Below are 20,744 nucleotides of genomic sequence, written 5' to 3' on the forward strand. Positions count from 1 at the left end.
GTCCTAAGCCCACCGTGGTTTCCGTTGCTGCGGCATGCGGTATAACTCGTCAGGCAATTTATAGATCACATCGGTCTGCTCTCGAGAAGCTGAATGATGCTGTGATGTCGCTAAGCGCTCCATCTAAGCGAGCGACAGATGCTCTAAAGTTAGAGATGCTCAGGGGGCGCTATGAGGCGGAGAAAGCTAAAGTGAAGATTCTTACAACTCTATGTGGCGAGCTCGCCGCTGAGTTGACTGACGTACGCGAAGAGCTAAAGCACGAACGCGCGCGGGTGGTGCGGCTTAGACGAGGTAGTCGCGGTGCGACGGGTTAGTGGAGCAGCCTATGTGCATGCCGGACCGAAGTATCGCCCGCGCCTTGGCTTTCCGGCGCCTAACACGGACTGCGGACTGATCAGAGTTCGTACCATGAAGATGGAGAACAGGTTGCCTTGCCAAGGAATTCTAGAGATCAGGACGGTCCGCGCCGGAGATGCGGCTGAGCATGAAATTCAGTTAAGCGCTGCGTTGATCAAGCTCAGCTTCTGTAAGGTACGAATGAACGTGTGGGATCTAGTCCGGCGACTCAAGATTTCGGCGCGCACGCTTTCGCGCAGCTAGCCAGTAAGCCCACGCTACGAAGCAAATTGAGAATGCCGCAATAAAGGCAGACACTACGAGTATTTTTAGGTCAGTTCCGTTCATTGATGAAGTCGCCATGACTGCGTGCCGCCCGCGTTGAACGTGGCGAGAGGATGGGAGCGCAGAAGTTGCACTCGCGTGGGTGGAGGGCAGTCAGCTAGAGTTTGAGCTCGCCGCGTCAGTGACTCTACTAGATTTTGGGTGCCAGTCGGTAGAGACTGTGAAATAAGGCGCAGCTCGGCGGTTGGCGGCGGACTGAGCTCATCGGCGCCATCAGCAAATTCGTAACGGCAAGGATTGCCAAAGTACCGTTCCTCCTCTCTTCATCAGCAGGAAGTCAATGCTCCCGTCATCACTAGCAGAAGATCTGTCCCGCGCTGCGGAACCTGTGATCGCGAAGGTCCTTGCCCATGGTGGGGCGCGTACCGGCAAGCCTCGTGGCGAAGTCAGCGCCGTGCGTACGATGACACTCGATGGATTCGACGAGATCGCCACCGCTTGGTCGCCAATCATCAAAGCTCATGGCTACCGCATCGATCTGCGTTCGGTCTTCTGTCATTCTAGTCCACAGGTTAAGTTTGAGCCGATTCCGCACCCCAATTTTCTACTAGGAAAGAGCCCTCGCCAATGTGAGCTGGCGGACCTACTGATTGTTATTGACCATGTCGATCGCTCCAAGAATGTCGACGATCGCCGCGCGGTCTTGGTACAGGCGAAGATGCTTAAAGGCGGTGCGGTGAAACCAACCGGACAGGAATGGGTCCAACACGAGTTGCTCGCCTGGCTCCCTACCTTCAAGTTCGTTGATGGCGCATATGACACGCGCGTCCGTGAACTCGGCCGAACGCCATCGATCGGCTTCCCGCAGCAAACAAGAGAGTATGGTGGACTGGACCTCACTAGCTCTCCGCCCCAATGGCGACATGAGCTGACGCAAACTATCGCTCCTTGGTTTCATTCGCCAATCTCGTTGGCTGCGTATTTGGGGGCAATGGCGACGGGCCAACCTCTGTGCGGTCGGCAGGCTGTTAGAGGGGGGGCGGACGATTGGTCGTTCACTGTGGACGAACTGCTTCGTGTGACGGGTGCGCGTCCGATCACGAAGAGATTCGGTGTGGCTCGTGGCAACGACAATGTTGTGAGCTTCATCTCAGACACGTTCCCAGCGTATAGCTCAAGCTCCATAGCGGAGCCTGCCTACGGCGCCTCAGTCGGCAGCCCTGGAGGTAACGGTGGCGGCGATGAGGATTTCCTCGACGCGACGACTCCAGCTTGGCCAGAAGGTCCCATCAGTACTGTTCATCTAACAATCGGCTCGATAGATGATGGGCGCCAAGAGTGATTTTTACGCTAATGGGTCATGGCCGGCCTATGTGGTCGCTGTTGATACGTCATTGATCTCGTCAAGCAGATTGCTGGTTCGCTAGAGGCCAATCCCGGACGCGCCACGACCTACTAAAGGTCTACTGCTACCTGGCGTGAAATTGGTGCCGCTGCATAACAGCAGCCAAATCATTGAATAAATCCTCGCTTATGCCCAACTCCTCTACGTAGCGAGCGAGATGACAGACATAAAAGGTGTAGCTGCCCTTGGCATCCAGGGGAATGTAGAGAATTCCGGCGCGCCGAATATGCTCAGAATAATTATCAAAATGAGGGTGAACGATCCGGAATTTATCTGATTCATTAGGGTATGCCGCCGGCACGCGACCAATGATTGGCGGATCGGTATGGACCTCTCTATTTCTCTTGTACTCATTGCAGTCAGGACAACATACGCATAGGTTAAGTGGCTCAAACATGTAGCTGAGATACATAGACTTCGGTGCGATGTGCTCGACAGGTGCTCCTGCGGCGGATCGGACTGAGACTGGATTCAGACAGTACACACATGTCAGATGCTGGACGCGCCGATAGTGATCACGTACCTCGCAGCGAACTAGCTCGAGAATATCGTCGGACCATTTCCTGTGGCCATAGTCATCATGTGCTTTTACTTCCGCGATTCTAACGCTGGCCTCTGCGCTGAAGACTATTGGCAAGTCAATCATGACTGCCCCTGGCGGACGAGCTCTCCTACTGAGTCGATCAGAGCTCTCAGCTTATCGGTAGAGTCCATCTTCGCTCGTGCCTTGAAAAGCCAATCGATCTCATGCTTCAACTCATTGGTGATCGGCCGGCCGGCGCGAACCTGTGCAATGATGTTGAAGCAGAGCCTGGAAACATACTCGTTCATCATTCCGGGCGCGTCAAAGAGCTCAGCCAGTTGATAGTCCGCAGATCGGCCCTCGAACTGCGACGCAGGATATAGCTTCCTCTTGCGCAAATGCCAGATAAAAGATCCATTGCCGGTCAGGCGCGCAATGATCTGCGGGGAGTGCGTGGCAATTACAAACTGGCAACCTTTGTAACGTGAGAATGCCGACTGCAGAAGCTCAATAAATCGCTCTTGCCATTCTGGGTGCAGGCTAATCTCAGGCTCATCTATAAGAATCAGGGAGTGATCCTGAATATGGCCTGCCACGCCGAGCATTAAAACGAGTAGGCATTGTTCGCCAGAGCTTGCACGCTTAAGGCTAAAAACCCCGTGCCCATACTTTTCAACCTCGACATCCATTAGCCTGACAAGATTCTCATCAAACAGCCTCAGTATGGCTGCCAGATCCTTCGACCTCACAGGAGTGCGGCCAATGCTTGCGATGTTATTGCTGAAATCCACGGTCAAGCGCAGCGCCCCTGGCGAGTCCATGAAGTCGGAAGCAATTGCGAGGTCTTGCAATACTCCTGGTAAGCTATCGGTGCTGTCGATGATCGCTGCGAGACGATCATCAATTGTGTATATGTAGGCTCCTTGCCTGAAGGACGTCCTCATACCTTTGTGCGAGGAGCGATCCGACTGGGAATCCGCCTTCGAGCGCTGGAACTGTGGCTTCAGGACAAAGTGGAAGACTGGAAAAAAGGACAGCGAGTCCAAGACACCAAGAAGGTTCAAGCTGGGTGGAGCTTCTGCCAGCTTCGAAAGCAACCCGCGAGCTGCTGAGGAAAGAAGTGAAACAGCGGATGATGCGCCGTATATGCCCTCGCCACGCATTCCCACGTACCTATAGTTCTTCTGTGCCTTCGCAGGTCGCCTCGGTGGCGCGGGGAACTTGTCGAACGGACTAGTTGACGCTGCGATGACCATGGGTTGCGTGGAATTGCTAAAGCGACCGGAACCAAAGAGGCGTTGAAGGTCACTGACACGTGATCGCGCAATCTCTGACAGCAGTCGGCTTTTGCCGACGCCGTTCTCACCTACGATTACGGTGAACGTATTATCCCATGCATCGACGGCCCTTTGATCAACTAGGCGAACGACCTCGTCGTTGTGGTAGATCTCAAATATTCGTTGCACTGATGACTCTCCGTGTCCGCGGAACGGATGTTGGCACAAGTTCTTGACTGATCCAAGCCGCCGCGGTCGAGTCCAGATGACTCTCTTTTGGCAACCTGCTAGGGGTCAGCGGCGGACGACGAAGAAGAAGTATCGCAGGGGCGGTTCTCAATAGACCATTCCTCGAAGGTCTCGCTCTTCGGGCCGGCGATTAGGATCAAGCATTTGGAATGCTTGCATCACCTACTAGGTGACGATCTCGATCTCTCCTCTGGCGAACCACCCCTGTCTCAGGGCTGCCGCTTGTGCGATCTCAACAGACTCTGCGTAATAGACTACCGCCAGACTCTTCTCGGCCCGACTACAGGTCACATAGAAGAGCCGACGTGTCCGATCAATCGACGTTTCCTTGCCGGCAGCCGCATTCTTTAGATCGGTCTCGCTTTGATCCTTTTCGCCAAACAGCTTCTCGTAGGCAAACATGAAGCCACGAGCCTCATCGTCGCTTACGATCACCATAACTCTTGGGAATTCCAGCCCCTTGACTCCCTGGTGCGTGTCGAAACTGGAAGTGCCTTGAATGTAGCTGTTGTAGCGCTCGATTTCGTCCAGCGTTGCCTCCAGCGCCAGCCGCCAGCCACCGAGCTCCGTCTTGAGGTTCAAATCTTCCTCGTCCTGGTCCTCGCCCTCGGCGGCTGCATCCGCCCCTTCGACCGGTACGTCCGGTGCCACAAAGGGTGCTAGAACATCTGGGATCGTGAAAAGGCGCTTCTCGGCGATATAGCGCAGCACTTGCTTAGCCGTAGGCGCCGTGTCGCTCGATGCCAAGTCCAGTAATCCATCGCACGCAGTTTTTGCGCCAGCGAGCACTGCAGCCTGATCTTCATTAGCGTCCTGAAGGACCTGGCGTTCAAGTAGGGGTGACGTCTTGCGCACGATCGACGCAACCGCGAAGCGGTCCGATGCCCGAAGAGCTGCGAGGAGTGGCAGAACCTCACGAGTAAAGAAGCCGATTCCGGCCCCTGTGCCCTGCAGGAGGCTTGTCCTGATTCGTTCGACGGCGTACAGCGGACTGAAGAACCGTTCGAAGCCGAAGCGACGAGCGGACATCAGGTGCTCAAGCGCCAGCATCTTTATGGCATCAGAGGAGGACCAGCCGTCGTCACCGGTGATCTCTCGCATCCGTGCGGCCGCAGCCGCTTCGGTAGCTGGCTTGTCCGCCTCTTGGTTCGCAATGAAGAGGCGCACTGTGCCCTCTGCGGCATCTCTACGTACGGTCTGTTTCTCGTCGTCAACTTCTTGTCGGACGCGATTGATCAGCTCCACAACCCTTGCTGGGCAGCGATGGTTCATGATCTTTCGCGGCCGAGCCCAATGCTCTGGAATAGCCTCAGCTAAACGCTCTTTTCCGTCGGCGTAGATCCTTTGCATCGTGTCACCGAAGAGGCCGAGACAGAAACTTGCTCGATGATGCGCCTCAACTGCAAGGAGCGCATCCATGAGCTGACGGTTTGTATCTTGACTCTCGTCGATCAACAGCACTGGGAACGCCGTGACGAGAAGGCGACGCAGACCAGGCTTTCGGGAAAGAAAATCTGCCGTCATCGCGATCACCTCGGAGTGATTGAGAGAGTCGCGCGTCCTGTTATCCCCCGTTGGGCTGTAGATGAAGCGAAGGATTGAGTTTAGGTTGTCGTATCGGCGCCGCTTGCTCTCTATTGAGCGAGCGCGGTCGATTGCGGCCTTGCTTGTCGCCCGCCCTTTCGCCTGCGCTTCCTCCAACTCTGCGATGTCCTGAAGTAGCCGATTGGCCACCCATTCTCGGATATCGTTGTCGTATCCAGAGATCAGAGACCAAGCGAAGGCGTGGATGGTAGACACCTCTACACGGGGATCAAACTCCAGGCGTTGCTTGATTTCGTCGCAGGCCGCATTCGTGTAGGTGATCACACCAATTCTCTGACCACTTAACGAAAGATCACGACCTTGCCTCTCACAAACTGTTCGAATAGCCTCGACGAGCGAGCGCGTCTTACCCGATCCCGCGCCGGCATAGAGAAAGAAGCTGCGCGGCTTGGTGAGATCCAGGCAGCTGATAATCAGCTCATCGGCCTCTGCGTCTTGGAGGTCGTCAGTAGCGCTCATCGTGAGGCCTGCTCGGGCTGCGGTGGACTCGGTTCGGAAGGCTTGGTGTCAGGCAAAATCTCAGCCTGCTTCTTCTTTAGCTGAGCCAGTAGCCACTCCAAGCCCTCGGCGATGTAGCGTGGCACAACTAGGGTATCGAACCCATTAGCCTCAAGTACGTCGAGGGCAAATTCTGACTTCTTGCCAACCTTCAACGCCTGATACATGCGGTTGCCAATTGCAGCTGCGCCGCCGCCGGCCTTGATGGCCTCCCGAAATTTCCGCACCAGCCCGGTTCCCGCCAGCTCAGCGAAGAATGCAATATTTTCGAATGCAAGCGCATCTTCAAAGGTGTACGGAAATGCGATTTCCTGCTTCGCGCCCCCGGCTGGGGCCATCACCACAGGCATCTGATAAGCGACGCGGACTGCAAAAAGCAGATCGCCATCGAAGTGCTGAGTTTTCGACTTATCATCAGCGTCGATTAGGGTGTCAACATCATCCGTCGCCGGAATCCATGTTTTTAACGTGGCGTTGTTGGTCTTTTGACCAGCCCCCTTTGCGGGCTGAGTTGAAGTGCCACCAGTTTTCGTTAAGGTGTCCAAGTCTGTGATGACTAGCGTCAGAAGGCCTAGATGCTCGATCAATGGCCTTAGCTTGTGAGCATGGCTCCCCCCGATTTCAAGCAACGTCACGTAGCACTGATTGAGCTCGTCATAGTGGGCCCGGATGAAATTTGGGACCAACATTCGCTCTGCTGGACCTTCCACTAGGATGGCGGCATCAGCAAAGAACAGGTCGGCGTGTTGCGCGCGCAGGTATCGGGTAACGAACCGCTCCGTCTCGCCATCGGCCCCAAAAACTTCTGACATGTTGATCACGGTTGAGACTGGCACATTTGCGGCCATGCCAGCCGGTAGTCGGCGAAAGTAGCGAAGGCAAGAGAAAGAAGTCTCGTGCGCGACATGACTAGAATGGGTGCTAACCACGAGCTGGGTTCGCAGTTTTGAACTATTCCCGAGGTGCTCATGCGTGCGAAGCACAGAGTACGCCTTCTTGATGAAGACTTGCTGGACCTGAGCGTGCAGGTGTGCCTCAGGCTCCTCGACCAAGACGAGGTGCAGCGGCTCGATGTGGGCCGCTGATATCGCCTTCGAGGCCTTACCGACGCGCATCCACGCGTCTCGGAAGCTCATCAGGCGAAATATCATTGAGATAAGGTTCTGATATCCCAAGCCGTTGTTTGCTTCGGGTAGGCGCAACAGCGGCGTCATTCCGCCGTCGTCCGAAATCACGTCGACCTCAAAGGTCACGGCTGCACTGTGATTGAGGCCATCGATCGCCTTTAAGCGAGTCGATACCCTTGGCCTGGGATCGGTAACGCCGGGATAGCCCATCCCTTCGACCTCAGTGAAAGCGGCCTTGAAGCTCTCGGTCAGGCGCTTGTCGAATGCATCCTGCGCGGCTTCGATCGCCTGCAGTGCGCCAAGGTCTTTGGGGTCGGGTCCTTTCGTTGGGTCGAGATGTTTTGCGTAATAGCTCTTCAGTTGGTCTGATAGGCGACTTCCCGCGACGGCGCCTTGTGAATCCTCGTCCTCCTGGGATGGTTGCTCCTCCCCAAATCCACGCTGCGCCGGAATGTCGTGCACGCGAATGAGGCCGGCGAAGACATCGCTTCCGATCGGGAGCGACGTTGGAGGCAGAACTTGGGGCTGGGCCTGAAACTTGCTCGGCTCCGCGAGTTTGGCTGGATCTAGCGAATAGGCCTGAATCGCGAAGTGCGTCGACAAGCGCCTACTGAGGAAGTCAACGAGACTCTCTGGCCAGATCGTCAGCTTGGGTGGCGCCGGCGGCGGATCGGCGTCTGGGTGCTCGGCTGCCACGGCGGCAATTGCAGCTGTCCGCATTGTCTCAGCATCGCCAACCGCTCCTATGAAATCCTTGTAGAGGAGCTTCAAGTCCTTCGGTTCATAACGAAGACGGACGCCGAGGCTGCCACCTTCCCAATCAAGCGTTGGAATCAGGTCTCGCACATGATGCATCTCGCCAGGCTCGACGTGCAGCCAAAGATCCAGTGTCGGGAGGACTGATACCCAGGGCTCGATGACTAGATCGATAACCTCTTCCTTGTCACGTGCCTCTACCCAGCTCTTTCCGATCTCGATGATCGTGGGCCAGTGGCAAAGAGTAAAGTCGTGCATCTCGAAAGGGCAGCGCCGTGGCGACAGGAAGCGCCGCAGAGCAAGCATCGCAGAAGTCTTGCCACTGTTGTTTGCGCCGACAAACAGCGTCGTCGCTGCGGCAAGGTCGGCCCGGATCGAAAGAAGTTTCCGAAAGTTAGAAATCTCAACGAACTTGATATGCATTGTCCCGATCCCCCTAGTATCGGTGCAGTCATTGACGTAGCCTTCAAAGAGGCGACTTTCCCTAGCCGAGTATAAGCCTGTGAAGCTGCTCTTACAGTTCGCCTAGGACCAGCGGCTACGGGCGGGGTACGGCCATCAGCGGGCATTCAATGCCTAGCTGAACTTGAACGGCAATTTTCGACTGCGTCATCGACCTCTAAACCAGTCGCGGACTGCGCGCTCGACTAGTCGCAAGACGTGATCGCGATTCGATGCTGGCCGTTGCCATTCCTGGAGTGCAGTCGAGACTACGTAGCTTTTGCATCAGGCGATTGTCCGTTGGGTGCTATTAAAAGTATCAGGAGACTGCGCTCGACGAGTTGGTTTTCAGATGGGGCGATACTCTGGGCTCGAACGGCTAAGGGCGCTCCGGCTCGGCTGTTCTTTGCCGAGCGAGTGTCTTGGTAGGTATGCTCACCACAGGTGGATCTTCTCTAGGAAATTCGGCAGTCAGGCATCTCGCTTCAGCAGCGCTTGCGCGCGGTATGTGCCGACCTTCGAGGCCCATGTAACCGCAGCGGATGTTCCAAGCGCCGGTCCTTTGGTGAAGAGTCCTGTCAGCCGAAGTGCCTCAGAATCCGCTCACGTAGCTACAGTACATTCAGCGAAGGATGAGAGCATTCCGGCGGTGATCTATCTGATGAAGAAGAGTGCCCTGGAGGACATCCTTGGTGGGACTAGCAGGAAAGAGGGACGCATCAGTTAGGTCGCCGTGACCAGAGCCCGGTACCCCATTGTGATGGCGGTGCCAAGTTCAACGAGAGAGACGTCAATGGATGACCTTAAGAGACTGGTTTTCCGGGATTGGCGAAGCTGACCTTGCTGCGGCCCGATAGTTGGCCGTTGTCGCGGTCGCACCCTGGATGACGCGCTGCTAACGTAGCGCGTGAAACAGGCCTTTGTTGAGGCGATATTGGTTAATAGGCCGATCAACAGGACGCCCACTGAATTCGGAAAACTGCTTGTCAACTGCCTCGTCTACAAGTGCGACCATGGCTTCGGCAGTCGATTCGCCTTCCGCTAGCGACTTATCGTAGGTTTCCTGAATAGGTAGGGAGTCTGCGACGACTTTCGTGCCGAGTGCCAAAACCATTTCTTTTGGTACGACTTCCGGCTCGGTAACAAAGGTAAAGCGGCCATTGACCAGTTTGGCCCGTGGAGTCAGCCGATAAAGATTGTGTTGCTGCAAAACCGGGCACCAAATGCCGAGTGCGTATGTGGACAAAGTCCGCGGGAGCGTGTTTGTGGAGCTGTACGCGATTGAAGACTGCAAGGCGCGCTGAATCGCCTGAGCCGCGATAGAGACGAAAAGGTCTGCCGTGTAGAGGTGCTGGACTTGGTCGGGGTCAAACGTGTCTTCCGAGCACGAGTACCCGCGCTCGCTCATGGGGTTGCTTGCACTTCGCGGGATGATGATGTGTCCTTTAGGTTCACCCTCTTGACTGTCAAATCGAAAGCTCAAGTGAAGGTTCTCTAAGTCCTCGCGGATCGAGGCAAGCACATGGTGGGCTTCGTTAGCGTTGCCAGCAAAAGCTAAGAACGCTGTAGCCTGGTGGGCCGGGTAGAAATTGTTGGTGAAGTGGCCATTGCGAAGGATGTCAGGTCGTCCCACTTGGATCTTGAGTTCATTGACCTTCTCAATACCAGTGAACAACGTGGTGTACTTCATCCCGCCGTCATCACGTACTTCAGAGCTTGAAAGCGCGCTGTCGGAAATGGCAAAGAGACCCCGGTAGCTCGGATCCTTGTGTTGAAGCCGAAATTGCTGTCGAACTTCCGTGCGGCCGAACTCATGGCCCAATAGAATCAGCGTCAAATCGTATCCTCCCTGTACTGGTTCGATGGTAATCTGAGCTGGCTTGGATAGGCTAGTCATCCGGCGGACTCATTTTTGACGAGGCCATCCTCTAAGCCTTCTGCCCAGGCAGTAAAAAACGTCAATCCATCAGCGATGATTCGAATCTGGCTGAGGACCTTCCTATGGCTCCTGGATGGTGCAATTGCGTGCCCCATTGCTCCACTGCAGGGTGCCCGATGGCCGTACGATTTGCCTTGCGCGCACCTACGCTCTTGTCCCGGAGCGGCAGCCCGTAATGGCTTTCTAACTGGTCTAAGTTGGCTGCGGCAACCGCTGTGAGCCTAATAGTTAGCAGTGGTCTGGCTCTGAGTTGGCCCTTACATGCGAAAACCCGGGGCGGCAAATGAGGCATGAGCAGAGAAGTCGCTGGGATCGAGTGTTGTCAGTCAACTTGACAACCTAAGGGTGAGCTCGTCAAGGAAGAGGACTCCATGGTGGGCCAGTGATATCTCACCGGGGCAGGGCGGGTTGCCCCCACCTACCAGCGCCGCCGCACTGGCACTGTGATGCGGTGCCCGAAAGGGCCGCTGCCGCCATCGTCTTGGGTCCAGCCCTTCGCCACTCACCGATGCAATCGCGGCCAGCTGCAGCGCCTCAGTCTCTTCGGTATCCGGCAACAAGCTGGGTAGGCGCGAGGCCAGCAGCGTCTTGCCGCAGCCAGGACTGCCGATCAACAACAGATGGTGCCCACCGGCGGCGGCCACTTCCAACGCGCGTCGTGCATGCGCCTGCCCGCGCACGTCGGCCAGATCGGGTAGTGGCAACGGTGTCGTGTCCACGCGTTCCACGGGCGGCAACAGGCGCGGATTGCCCAACCCGGCGCAGCACTCCAGCAGCGTACGCGCTACACGCACATCGGCGTGCTCGGCCAAAGCTGCCTCTGCGGCATTCCCTGGCGGTACCACCAGGATGCGACCGGCTTCAGCGGCGGCAATCGCGGCCGGCAGTGCACCGGCCACCGGCCGCAGCTCACCGGTCAGGCCAAGCTCGCCCAGGAATTCGTACTGCAGCAGCGACTGTGGATCGACCTGGCCGCTGGCCGCAAGAATGCCCAAGGCAATCGCCAGGTCGTAGCGACCACCTTCCTTGGGCAGGTCGGCGGGCGCGAGGTTCAACGTGATGCGCCGCTGCGGAAAGTCGAAGCGCGCGCAGAGCAGGGCGGCACGCACACGCTCGCGGGATTCGCGCACGCTGGTTTCGGCCAGGCCAACGATCTGTGTGACAGGCAGGCCGCCAGAGAGATGCACTTCCACCCGCACCAGCGGGGCATCGACCCCGGCGCGGGCACGGCTGTGGACCAGCGCCAGGCTCATGTGTGGTTTCCTGCGGATGGATGTTCGATGGTGCGGCAGGCATTCGGCACGGCGCCATCGGGCATTGCGGGTGAAACGGCTAAGGGGATTCCGGTCAAGGGCGATCCCTTTCCCTGAACAGATGTCGCTGCGCATCAGGAGTCGCCTCGCTGAAGCAACCCGATCGCGCCTCGATCCCCGATGGATGCACTCAACCGGCGGTTGCATAATCAGCGTACGAGGCGGTTCTTGCTTCGGCCTGCGTCTGAGTAGAGAGGATGGAATGAAGATTGTTGCAGCACAGATGCGATCAGCCCCTGGCGACATCGATGGCAATATCGAACGGCACGTGCACTTCATTGAACGGGCCGTCTCGTGTGGCGGTGCGGCGGTCTTCTTTCCGGAGATGTCGCTGACCGGCTATGAGCCACGGTTGGCCGAACAGCTTGCAATGACGGCAGATGATGTACGTCTGGAGGTATTCCAATCTCTGAGCGATCGGCACCAGATTCTGGTCGCAGTCGGCGGGCCGTATCGCGGCAACGATGGGCCGGAGATCGGCATGTTCGTCTTCCGCAGCGGTCAGGCACCGGCTGTCTACACCAAGCAGATGCTGCATCCCGACGAACTGCCTTATTTCAAGGCAGGAACCACGTCCCTGTCAGTAACCATTGGGCAGGAAATTCTGGTCCCCGCCATCTGCTTCGAGTCGCTACAGATGGAAAGTGCATTGCGAGCCAAGGACGCGGGAGCGACGGTCTACGTTGCCAGTGTTGCAAAGAACATGATCGGTATGGAGCGGGCTCACCGCCACTACGCAACAGTCGCGCGGGAGCTTGGGATGATCGTGTTGGTATGCAACGGCGTGGGCCATGCCGATGGATTCGAGATGACGGGAGGGTCCGCCGCCTGGGACAACAGGGGGGCGCTGAAGTGCCGCGCCGGAACTGGAGACGAGGCATTGGTGGTGTATGACCTCGCAGATCAGAGCGGTAGTGCCGTGACACTCCCAGCAATGGGCACGCTCGGGAGTGCGGGCTAACCTCCGGAAGGCTTGAGATGTTCGGAGGGAGCATTCGCCTGATTCCGTCCAGGCAGGAACCCTGGCGTTCTCATGAAGAACCCAAGCGTCACGTTGCCATCAACCCAACCGCGGCCCCTGCCGGCTCTCTTCCTGCTGCCGTTCCTGCGCTTGTGCCAGCTGCTGCGACTGCTCCCGATCCTGAGCGCCGAGGCTCCGGTTGGCCGCTGCATACTGCTGCTCCGGTGCGACCGCCAGGGCCTCCTGTGTTGGCATCTGCACCCGGTTGGCGGCGGGGTCCGATGACGCGCCCGGTCCTGAGCGCGTCACGAACAGCGTGGCGCCCGCAGCACGGGTTTCGGTGGCTTCACTCAGTGCCATGTCTACCTGGTCGCCGGGCTTGAACCCGGCTTCTGCTGCAAGCCGGTAGGCGCTGGCCAGCAGGCGGTCGCTGCTCTGGTCCCACGGCTTGTTGTTCTTCTCATCCAGCATGGCTACCGACGAGCGCAGCTGTTCCAGCAGCCCGCTGCCATCTGGGCGAAGGGCCGTGCCGTGGTGCCGGTCTACGTCAGCGTCGTGCTGCGTGGCAGGCCTGGAGGTGTGTGGCGGCGATGCACTCGGTGCGGGCTCAGGTGAAGTTGGCGCGCGCGGCAGGGCATCCGCGGGCTGCTGCTCCGCAGTCGAGCGCTGCACGTGTGCCTGGGCAATCTCCTGTGGCGTGGTGACGCAGACGATCTGCATGCGTTCGTCATCTTTCCCGGCCAGTGTGGCCAGCGAGCCATCCTTTTGCACCTGCAGCATGAACGTACCGAAGTCGGGCACGGCGCGTGCGTGATCCTGGGCAACGGCGGCTACGGCGTCATCAATCTCTTCTGCACTGCGCACAATGCCGGCACTACGGTAGGCGTCCACCACCTGGCTGCGCAGGCCGTATTCGGTTGGCGTGGGGTTGGCCCGGGCGATGTCGGCCATGGACGTCAGCTCCTGTACGCCGGCCTGCTGGCTCTGGCGCGTACGATTGAGCTCCTCGACGATGCTGCCCTCGGCCGGGTTGGTGCCATACAGCCAACCCGGCGTTTGCCACTGCCCGTTGGGGTCCTGCGTGTACTTCTCGCCGTTGGAAGCGCGCAGGGGCTGCGTCTGGGTCAGCGCGTTGGTGATCACCTCCGGTACCGGCTCAATGGTGGCGAACTCGTGCCAGTTGTACTGGTTGAACGCCACCTGGTAACGGGCGGCAAGCGCCTCCGGCGTGTTCAAGGCGTTCTGGGCAATGATGCGCTGCGATTCCCGTTCCAGTTGGCCCGACTTTTCCGGGCTGACAGGCACGCTGTAGTCAAAAGGGACGCGTCCATCAATCATCGAGTGGATGGAGAGGTTCCATTCGCCGTTGTGCGGATTGCGCACGTAGTGGCGGTTGGTTTCAAACGGCTCGCGCGGCGGCGTGCTCTCGCCGCCTGCATCAAGCTTGAAGGGGTTCTGCGGCCTGGGCAGGTTGGCCATGCCCAGTGAATATGAGTCGTTGGCGGCTTTGTAGTTCAGCTCATCCAGCAGCCGGCCACCGGCGACCATCGTGATCTCGCGGTAGCTTCCGTCGGGCTGCGGTGTGCGCACGCTGCGGCTCCAGGTGCCCTTGGCATCTTCCGGATCGCGGCTCCATTCGTTGCCGCTGCGGTCCACCTGGGTGTAAACCGCCTTCTTGTCCTGGTACTGAGCCCAGTACTCACCGCCGAAGCCACCGGCCACGCCGCCCAGCAGCCCGGTAGCCAGCGCACCTGGCCCGGTCCACGATCCGGTGAACAATCCGTACCCCGCGCCCAGCAGGAAGCCGCCACCGAAGCCGCCTGCAGTGCGCCCCACGAAGTGGGTGGCCGCAGATTTTGCGCCGGCGTTGTTGCCTTCGCTGTGCAACTCGGCCACGCGGTGGCCGGTGATGGCGAAGTCCACCGCCAGTGCGGCAACACCCGCAGCCCCGAGTACGCGTGCGCCGGTAATCTGTCCCCGCGCGGTGGCAGCTTCGGCGGCGCCTTCCGCAGCGCCAGCGCGCCCAGCAGAGCCGGCCAGTTCCGGAGCGGTGGTTGCCGGGCCAGGGCGCACGATGGTCAGTGGCATCTCCGGGTTGAACGCCTTACGCACGCGGGCCGCGGTGTGCTCGCTCAGCGGCAGGCGGCCGCCCTGGTTGGCCTCCTGGATTGCGGTGCCCAACGATGCGCGGCCCCCCCAGCGCTCGCTCAGGGTGGAGTTGCCGGATTGGTCGATGGCATCCAGCGCCGCCGTCACGTTGGCTTCGGAGCGGGTGACGCCGCGCCAGCGCAACTCGGTCGGGTTGAGGGTCTTCAGTTCCGCAATCTGCGCGGCGTGGGTGCGCTGGTAGCCGTCCAGATCGGCGAAGAAGGTGCGGATCCTGGCGTTGGCTTCGGCCGGGGTCATGTTCTCCGGCGTGTTGGTGACCAGGTCGCCGTTGAGGATGCCGGCGCGAAGCGTGAACTCCAGGTTCTGGATGCGGGCAGCCATACGCTCGGCGGCGGCAGCGCGCACATCCGGCGCAGAATCCTTCGCCAACAGCGCTCGGCCATCGTAGGTTTCTGCGAGGTCGTCGAGAACGAACTTCAGTTGATCCGAGTACGCACTCAACGGGCCGCCCGAGTGCGGCGATATACCCAACCGGGTTGCCAGCGCGGGGTTCGCGGGCAGGTTGAGGATGTTGTCGGAACCGTGGAGCGTGAAATGACCACTCCTGGCAAGCGACTTCAGCAGCTGGCTTTGTTCGAACGCATTCTGTTCGATCAGATGGTGTCCCTGGAAAACCGGTGTGTCGGCCATGCGCACCACCTCATTCAAGAATCCGTTTGAAGGCGCTCGTCCTAGAGATCGGCTACGTCGCGCAGCCGTACGCCGGAGAAGTTGGCGGCATTCAATGCATCAAACATCGTGCGGTCGCAGATGGGCGGTGCGCCCATGCGATCCTGGCGGAAGATATGGGCATCACCCACAACGTCCTGTTTGAACACCAGGCTGGCGCCGCCGACGAGGCTGTAAAGCTTCTCGTCCTCGCCGGTCTGATAATTGTGGTCGAGCTTGATTCTCACGCGGGACGAGGCTTCATCCAGAGCGTCGAGCCTGCGCAGCACATTGCCCAGGTAGTACTGAGGCCCGGGGCTGCCGTCGGCAAGGCTGAAGTCGCAGGCCACAAAGGCAAACGCCTGGGGGTCCATCTGCTCAAACAGCTGCTTCAACGGCTCCGACACAATCCAGATGCCAGCGAGCTCTTCCAGATCGCGTGGCATTGCGCCCTTCTCGGGCACATGAACCAGGTGGGGGCGCTCCGGATACTGGCCTGGCGTTCCATCAGGACGCGAGATGACATTCATCCCCGGATCGATCAGCTTGTCTTCGTTGGCGATCTCTATACCGGGTACCCCGCCATTGCTCAGCAAGCCTGCGTCGATCAGGAAGAATTCGCCCTTGTGGGATGCGGCTTCGGCTGAAACTTCGGTGGCGGTCGATTCGGTCACGGGGGCTTCCATCATGGATGCAGGGGCAGAACGGGAAAAACCGTTGAGCCGATGCTAGCGGGGCTTCTGCGCAGCCACAAGTTGCGCCGAAACGATGCCGAGGGCACGTGATTCACGCGGCTCTTTTGGAATTTCGGAACAATGCCGAGGATGATGCTGCCATTCCTTCCACTGCCTGCAATGGTCTGCTGGATAGGCGGAATGACGAGGGAGATTCCAGCCGAGGGTGGCCTGGGTCCCTGAACACGCAGCGCTGGTCATCAGGCACCGACCTGTCAAGGCGCCCAAGCCGTGCCTCAACCCACGAAGGCCCCGCACTTTCCACCAGCAACCGCCCCTGGCTCTGGTGCAGATCCAGCCAACGCTCGAAGCTGGTGCGCAGACGCTCGATGTCCGGCGCCCGCCACCGTGCATCGGCAGGCATGCGGATCAGCACGCGCGAGGGCGCGTTCTCCACGTCCATCACCAGCACGCCCTTGCACCGGATCTCGAAGGACGTCGCCCCGGGATGGCGCGCGTGCAGTTCTAAGCCCTCGTGGGCCTTCGCGGTCACGAAGCCAAGTGCATCACTGTGCAGCAGGCGGTAATCGGCCGGCCGCAGCTTCTGGTAGGCCCACACCTGATCGCCCGCAGGCTCGGGCCACCCCATCCACACCGCCGCCATGATCGAGGCGCACACCGCCGCAGCGGCAAGGCTGTGGTTCTTCATTTGTCACCCCAGACACAGGCAGAAACGTACGCGCCACAAGCGCTCAGTCCTTGGGCCGTACCCGTTCGTGGATGAACGCAGTAAGCGCCAGATCGGCCATCACCAGCCCCTCCATCACCCGGTCGCCCACGTACTGCTCAGGCTCACCGTTCTGGCGCGTGCGTTCGGCCGCCAGCAGGATCTCCTGCACGATGCGCTGGCCAGTGAGTGCGCAGTCGGCGTCGGACAACGCCATCTGCCGGCTGCGCAGGTGATGCCGCTCGGGCCAGGGCTGGCCGTCGGCCGCAGCGCCCGCGCCGATGGCGTGCAGGATGGCGATGAGGCTGTTGGGATCCAGGGCCGGGGCGGCCGAGGGCGCTTCCTGGATCGGGCGCGGGGGAGGGGAGTGCGGCGTGGTCATGGCGGGCTCCGTGCAAGCAGGCAGAAGCCGCCACCGATAAAGGTGGCGGGCAGAGCGTGGCTCGAAAACCGGATGTTGGGAACCGGCGGGTACAAGACCCCCACGCCCCGCCCGCCATAGCCGGCAGACGGATTGCCAGCCGGCACCACGCGCGGTGGTGCCGGCTGGCAAGCGCAAACTACTTCCCAACAAAACGGGTTTTCGAGTCCCGACCACCGATGCACGGTGGCGCAGTAACGATTACCTGCTGTTGTTCGGAATGCCAACGGGTAGGGGTCAATGCCGCCAAAACCCGAGACGCTTTTGGCATTGTCGCATAGCGTGGAAAGGGGCGAGAGCCTTGGTGTGCTAGGCGCAGCGGCACTTCTGGAACGGAGTCGTCAGAACCTTCCGTCAGAGATGTAGGGCGCGGCAAATGCGACAGCATTGGTCTGACGGTCGCTGATGGATGCCGCGTAATTCGCCTCCATGCGTGAGTGACTTTCTGCCTATTGACCCCGTGGGGCGTCACGCAGAACCTGACTACCGTTGTAGTCACCAGGAACTGTCCTGCCCGCAGCAGGAAGGTTCTGCGGCGTTTGAACGGACTCCACCCACTGGCGCAGGCCGCTACAAGGATCACTGGACGTGTTACGCCGCAATCGACTTCTTCTGTCTGCGGGTCTGCTCCCGCTTCCGTGGTTCCTGTTCTGGACCAGCGTTGCTGCCCTGTTCGCGCCGGGTTACAACCCGCTTGCCCAGCACGCCAGCGAGCTGCTGCAGGCGCCAACGCTTGCAAGCATCTGCGGCAGGATTGCGGCTATCGGCTCCGGTATGGGCTTCGTGGCGTTCTCCATCGGGACATGGCGGGAGTCCGGTCGCCGGATTGCAGTAGGTGCAATCTGCTGGTTGGTCTTTGGCATTTCCATGCTGACCAACGGGCTCTGGCCCATGGGCGATCCGATGCACGGCTTCTACACCATCGGTATCGCCAACATCATTGCACCGGCGATGTCGCACATCGAATTGAGCGCGTGGTCGGCCAACCGAAGGGCGTACGCCGTGACCGCTATGGTGAGCATCGCGGGCATCGTCTATCTCTGGTTGAACGTGGTGGGAGCGGATCCGGAGGGATTCAGGGGGCTGACACAGCGGCTGTTCTCGTCGATCAACTCGCTGTGGCCATTCCTTGTTGCGGTGTACCTGCTGCGCAGAGGGTCAAGCGCGCTGCGGACGCAGCCTGCGCATTGATAGGACGGGCAGGGCAAGAACATGGATAGCTGTTGAGCGTGTGGGGCTTAGAAGGGGTGAATCTCTCGCCGTCAGCTGATCTACGTTCAAGCGAATCAAGCCAACTTCGTTGCCCGAGTGGTCGGTGGTGACAGAACCACTCGTCGTCAGTGCCATGATATTGGCAATGGCGTGGCTCCGATGAGGAGCTTCGTGCTCCTGCTCATGCACATGGTTGCTTCGGAATGTGGATTTGTCGGTAATCGACGATACCTGAAACGTAAAGAATCATCTGTGCCATCAGTTCAGTTCCATCGTAATGGGACAAGAAAGCGCTAGCGGATTCACCCTGCATGCTTCGGTCGATGGAATATCTACGCCATTGCACCGGGACCACCGCGTGACGTTCAAAGTGCCATCGTCCATTGTGACTGAATGCGTTGCGTAGGTGGTGTGCAAACGCAAACCAGTGTTCTTTCTTTAGGCTCTCCCATTCGCCGATATGGCGCGCATATGCCCTGACAGTGTCGACGGAGTCGCTAAGAACTTTCTGGAAAGCTAATTGAAGAAGTGCTGCAGCCTCGTCTTTTTCCGTGGCGCGATTGAATGAGACGATTCGTGCATTTCCAGCTGGTTTCTCCGCCCCTTTGAGATTAACGAAGAATCCAGCTTCCGAGAAGACGATCTCGTGCTCGAGGATGAGCTTTCCGCTTGACGATCCCGTGAGCAATGCATGCGCCGCACCCGCGACGAAGAATCGCGTGCGAGCATGTTGCAGATTCGCATGTGCGGTAGTCTGGTCCATTGATCTTCGCTAGTTGCCGTTCTCTGGCTACTATGCCACGGGAACGAGCAAGGCCTCGCTGTTGTTGCGAAGCGTGCTCACCACGCGCCTGACAAGGTGGGCCCCATCGGCGTCGGCCTTAATCCAATCCTCGGCCTGGCCAAGTGCCAGTCATACTAGCGGGCGGTCATGAAGGTCCGCCGTCACACTGCTGCTGTCGCCGGTGGTCACGGTGAAGGTGGCCAGATTGTCCTCGCCCACCAGCTTGCTGGCGTTTCCCCAAGCGCCTGCAGCCCGCAGCGGCGTCGCAGCACGGATGAACCCCGGGTACTTCATCTTGTCGTCCGGGTTGATGGACCACTCGTAGTAGCCCGCTATCGGGATCAGGCACCCGCGTGCATGGAACGTGCTCCGGGCTACCCGATACGGGCATTGATGGTAGAGCCTTGCAGGCTCTTCGCCTTTGCCCAGAAAGGCAGGAGGCCCCTGGACGGTCGCTGCACCTACAGGCCCTTCGCCTCAACTCGGAACCACGATAGAGCGCTTTGTGGGCGCTAGGTTGTAGCTCGCTGGTATGGACAGCAGGTCGCCCACTAGGTTGGGAGCTCAAACCGATGGCGCGTCGGATCTGGGTTTGGACAAATCGGCCGCATATGACTTGGGCTCCTTTCATTGATCTTCGCTTCGCGCAAGCACTACCTGCGTCATGAGAATCAAGTCTCCGGACGCACTTGATCTGATAGTGTTTGCAGTACAGGTTGTTCTCCCCGCGGATCTGGCCGCGCTAACGGTAGTTCAAGTGGTAGCGCAGAAGGGCTGAGGCGCCGTGATGACCGCGTTTGGCTGAAATGATCTCGCCTGCATCGATCAGCGACGATGGAAGCGGCTTCGTAGCACGATTGAATGCAATGCGCCGTGCTTCGTCGCGCTATTGGTATCGTTCAAGCATTCGGAGCGGCAGAATGTTTGCGCTGTCGAAAGTGACCTTGCTCATGTGTCTCACGCTATGCCTTCTGGCCTGCACTCAACCCGGTAGCACCAACAACAATGTGGTTGCAGGGAGCAGAAGCGAAAGCTACGGCCACGAGTCTGCAGCGCTGATGGAGGCCAAAGCCCGCTCTGGCGACGGGCACGCTCAGGCGTTGGTCGAGAATCACTATCGCGAGATAGGCAAAGCAGCAATGTACAGGCAATGGATGGAGGAGTGGGTTTCCAGAGGAGACCTCGCATCGATGCAGCGCCTCGCTTCCCATCTCATTCCGTTGGGCGGAATCGAGAATTGGCGCCGGGCTTAAGTGATGCTGGTGCGCGCGCGCTTGTGACGGACGACGATGCCTCGTTCCTTGGAGGGCTCGACTCCACGATGCGACAGCTTAAGGGTTAGCTACCAGGCAGCACGTCTTGCAAGTAAGGACTACAGTGGCGCGCCGATC

14 protein-coding genes and 1 pseudogene are annotated in these 20,744 nt (G+C 59.0%); 4 read left to right on the forward strand and 11 right to left on the reverse strand.

From position 1 onward, the window contains the following. The first annotated feature begins 964 nt into the window (after positions 1 to 964). The gene (locus AC5P5R_RS18775; RefSeq protein ID WP_164281650.1) at positions 965 to 1,966 is read left to right on the forward strand and encodes a hypothetical protein; all 1,002 of its coding nucleotides are present in this window, start codon (positions 965 to 967) and stop codon (positions 1,964 to 1,966) included. 705 nt (positions 1,967 to 2,671) lie between these two features. Here AC5P5R_RS18775 and AC5P5R_RS18780 read toward each other — a convergent pair. The 5 genes and pseudogenes from AC5P5R_RS18780 to AC5P5R_RS18800 form a co-directional block, all read right to left on the reverse strand. Continuing rightward, positions 2,672 to 4,018, reverse strand: coding sequence for an AAA family ATPase (locus tag AC5P5R_RS18780; RefSeq protein ID WP_205601592.1), 1,347 nt, complete (start codon positions 4,016 to 4,018; stop codon positions 2,672 to 2,674). Positions 4,019 to 4,243: 225 nt separating this feature from the next. Then, the gene (locus tag AC5P5R_RS18785) at positions 4,244 to 6,142 is read right to left on the reverse strand and encodes a UvrD-helicase domain-containing protein (protein WP_164281648.1); all 1,899 of its coding nucleotides are present in this window, start codon (positions 6,140 to 6,142) and stop codon (positions 4,244 to 4,246) included. Next, a complete protein-coding gene (locus AC5P5R_RS18790; protein WP_164281647.1) occupies positions 6,139 to 8,487 on the reverse strand; it encodes an AAA family ATPase in 2,349 nt (782 codons plus the stop codon). The genes AC5P5R_RS18785 and AC5P5R_RS18790 overlap by 4 nt, the downstream gene beginning before the upstream one ends. A 913-nt stretch (positions 8,488 to 9,400) precedes the next feature. Then, entirely contained in the window at positions 9,401 to 10,402 is a 1,002-nt protein-coding gene (locus AC5P5R_RS18795; protein ID WP_164281646.1) for a hypothetical protein, read from the reverse strand. 389 nt (positions 10,403 to 10,791) lie between these two features. Further along, positions 10,792 to 11,697, reverse strand: a pseudogene (locus tag AC5P5R_RS18800) (YifB family Mg chelatase-like AAA ATPase); the annotation flags it as partial. A gap of 262 nt (positions 11,698 to 11,959) precedes the next feature. Here AC5P5R_RS18800 and AC5P5R_RS18805 point away from each other — a divergent pair. After that, complete coding sequence (locus AC5P5R_RS18805) at positions 11,960 to 12,718, forward strand: carbon-nitrogen hydrolase family protein (protein WP_100438208.1); 759 nt, start codon at positions 11,960 to 11,962, stop codon at positions 12,716 to 12,718. A gap of 99 nt (positions 12,719 to 12,817) precedes the next feature. Here AC5P5R_RS18805 and AC5P5R_RS18810 read toward each other — a convergent pair whose 3' ends face one another. The 4 genes from AC5P5R_RS18810 to AC5P5R_RS18825 form a co-directional block, all read right to left on the reverse strand. Continuing rightward, a complete protein-coding gene (locus AC5P5R_RS18810; protein WP_164281644.1) occupies positions 12,818 to 15,517 on the reverse strand; it encodes an XVIPCD domain-containing protein in 2,700 nt (899 codons plus the stop codon). A 41-nt stretch (positions 15,518 to 15,558) separates the two neighbouring features. Then, a complete protein-coding gene (locus AC5P5R_RS18815) occupies positions 15,559 to 16,221 on the reverse strand; it encodes an imm11 family protein (RefSeq protein ID WP_197570755.1) in 663 nt (220 codons plus the stop codon). Between the two features lie 100 nt (positions 16,222 to 16,321). Next, positions 16,322 to 16,918, reverse strand: coding sequence for a cold-shock protein (locus tag AC5P5R_RS18820; RefSeq protein WP_100438210.1), 597 nt, complete (start codon positions 16,916 to 16,918; stop codon positions 16,322 to 16,324). Between the two features lie 43 nt (positions 16,919 to 16,961). Continuing rightward, the gene (locus AC5P5R_RS18825) at positions 16,962 to 17,318 is read right to left on the reverse strand and encodes a hypothetical protein (RefSeq protein WP_024957929.1); all 357 of its coding nucleotides are present in this window, start codon (positions 17,316 to 17,318) and stop codon (positions 16,962 to 16,964) included. Between the two features lie 627 nt (positions 17,319 to 17,945). On the opposite strand from AC5P5R_RS18825, the gene AC5P5R_RS18830 reads away from it, so the two are divergent. Next, complete coding sequence (locus AC5P5R_RS18830) at positions 17,946 to 18,548, forward strand: DUF998 domain-containing protein (protein ID WP_100438211.1); 603 nt, start codon at positions 17,946 to 17,948, stop codon at positions 18,546 to 18,548. A gap of 202 nt (positions 18,549 to 18,750) precedes the next feature. On the opposite strand, the gene AC5P5R_RS18835 is transcribed toward AC5P5R_RS18830, so the two are convergent. Both AC5P5R_RS18835 and AC5P5R_RS18840 read right to left on the reverse strand, forming a co-directional pair. Then, a complete protein-coding gene (locus AC5P5R_RS18835; protein ID WP_164281643.1) occupies positions 18,751 to 19,332 on the reverse strand; it encodes a hypothetical protein in 582 nt (193 codons plus the stop codon). 150 nt (positions 19,333 to 19,482) lie between these two features. Next, on the reverse strand, positions 19,483 to 19,782 hold the full coding sequence (locus tag AC5P5R_RS18840) for an SOS response-associated peptidase family protein (protein ID WP_224119433.1): 300 nt from the start codon (positions 19,780 to 19,782) through the stop codon (positions 19,483 to 19,485). 491 nt (positions 19,783 to 20,273) lie between these two features. Here AC5P5R_RS18840 and AC5P5R_RS18845 point away from each other — a divergent pair, with 491 nt between their 5' ends. Next, positions 20,274 to 20,606: a hypothetical protein gene (locus AC5P5R_RS18845; RefSeq protein ID WP_024957927.1), complete on the forward strand. Its 333-nt coding sequence runs from the start codon at positions 20,274 to 20,276 to the stop codon at positions 20,604 to 20,606. Positions 20,607 to 20,744: the final 138 nt, after the last annotated feature.

It is taken from the genome of Stenotrophomonas sp. YJH_SMC_19 (assembly GCF_059367915.1).

Excerpts from the sequence above, each read along its gene's own strand:
- AC5P5R_RS18775 (WP_164281650.1), top strand. The coding sequence starts at position 965 with ATGCTCCCGTCATCACTAGCAGAAGATCTGTCCCGCGCTGCGGAACCT.
- AC5P5R_RS18785 (WP_164281648.1), bottom strand. The coding sequence starts at position 6,142 with ATGAGCGCTACTGACGACCTCCAAGACGCAGAGGCCGATGAGCTGATT.
- AC5P5R_RS18790 (WP_164281647.1), bottom strand. The coding sequence starts at position 8,487 with ATGCATATCAAGTTCGTTGAGATTTCTAACTTTCGGAAACTTCTTTCG.
- AC5P5R_RS18795 (WP_164281646.1), bottom strand. The coding sequence starts at position 10,402 with ATGACTAGCCTATCCAAGCCAGCTCAGATTACCATCGAACCAGTACAG.
- AC5P5R_RS18805 (WP_100438208.1), top strand. The coding sequence starts at position 11,960 with ATGAAGATTGTTGCAGCACAGATGCGATCAGCCCCTGGCGACATCGAT.
- AC5P5R_RS18810 (WP_164281644.1), bottom strand. The coding sequence starts at position 15,517 with ATGGCCGACACACCGGTTTTCCAGGGACACCATCTGATCGAACAGAAT.
- AC5P5R_RS18815 (WP_197570755.1), bottom strand. The coding sequence starts at position 16,221 with ATGGAAGCCCCCGTGACCGAATCGACCGCCACCGAAGTTTCAGCCGAA.
- AC5P5R_RS18820 (WP_100438210.1), bottom strand. The coding sequence starts at position 16,918 with ATGAAGAACCACAGCCTTGCCGCTGCGGCGGTGTGCGCCTCGATCATG.
- AC5P5R_RS18825 (WP_024957929.1), bottom strand. The coding sequence starts at position 17,318 with ATGACCACGCCGCACTCCCCTCCCCCGCGCCCGATCCAGGAAGCGCCC.
- AC5P5R_RS18835 (WP_164281643.1), bottom strand. The coding sequence starts at position 19,332 with ATGGACCAGACTACCGCACATGCGAATCTGCAACATGCTCGCACGCGA.
- AC5P5R_RS18845 (WP_024957927.1), top strand. The coding sequence starts at position 20,274 with ATGTTTGCGCTGTCGAAAGTGACCTTGCTCATGTGTCTCACGCTATGC.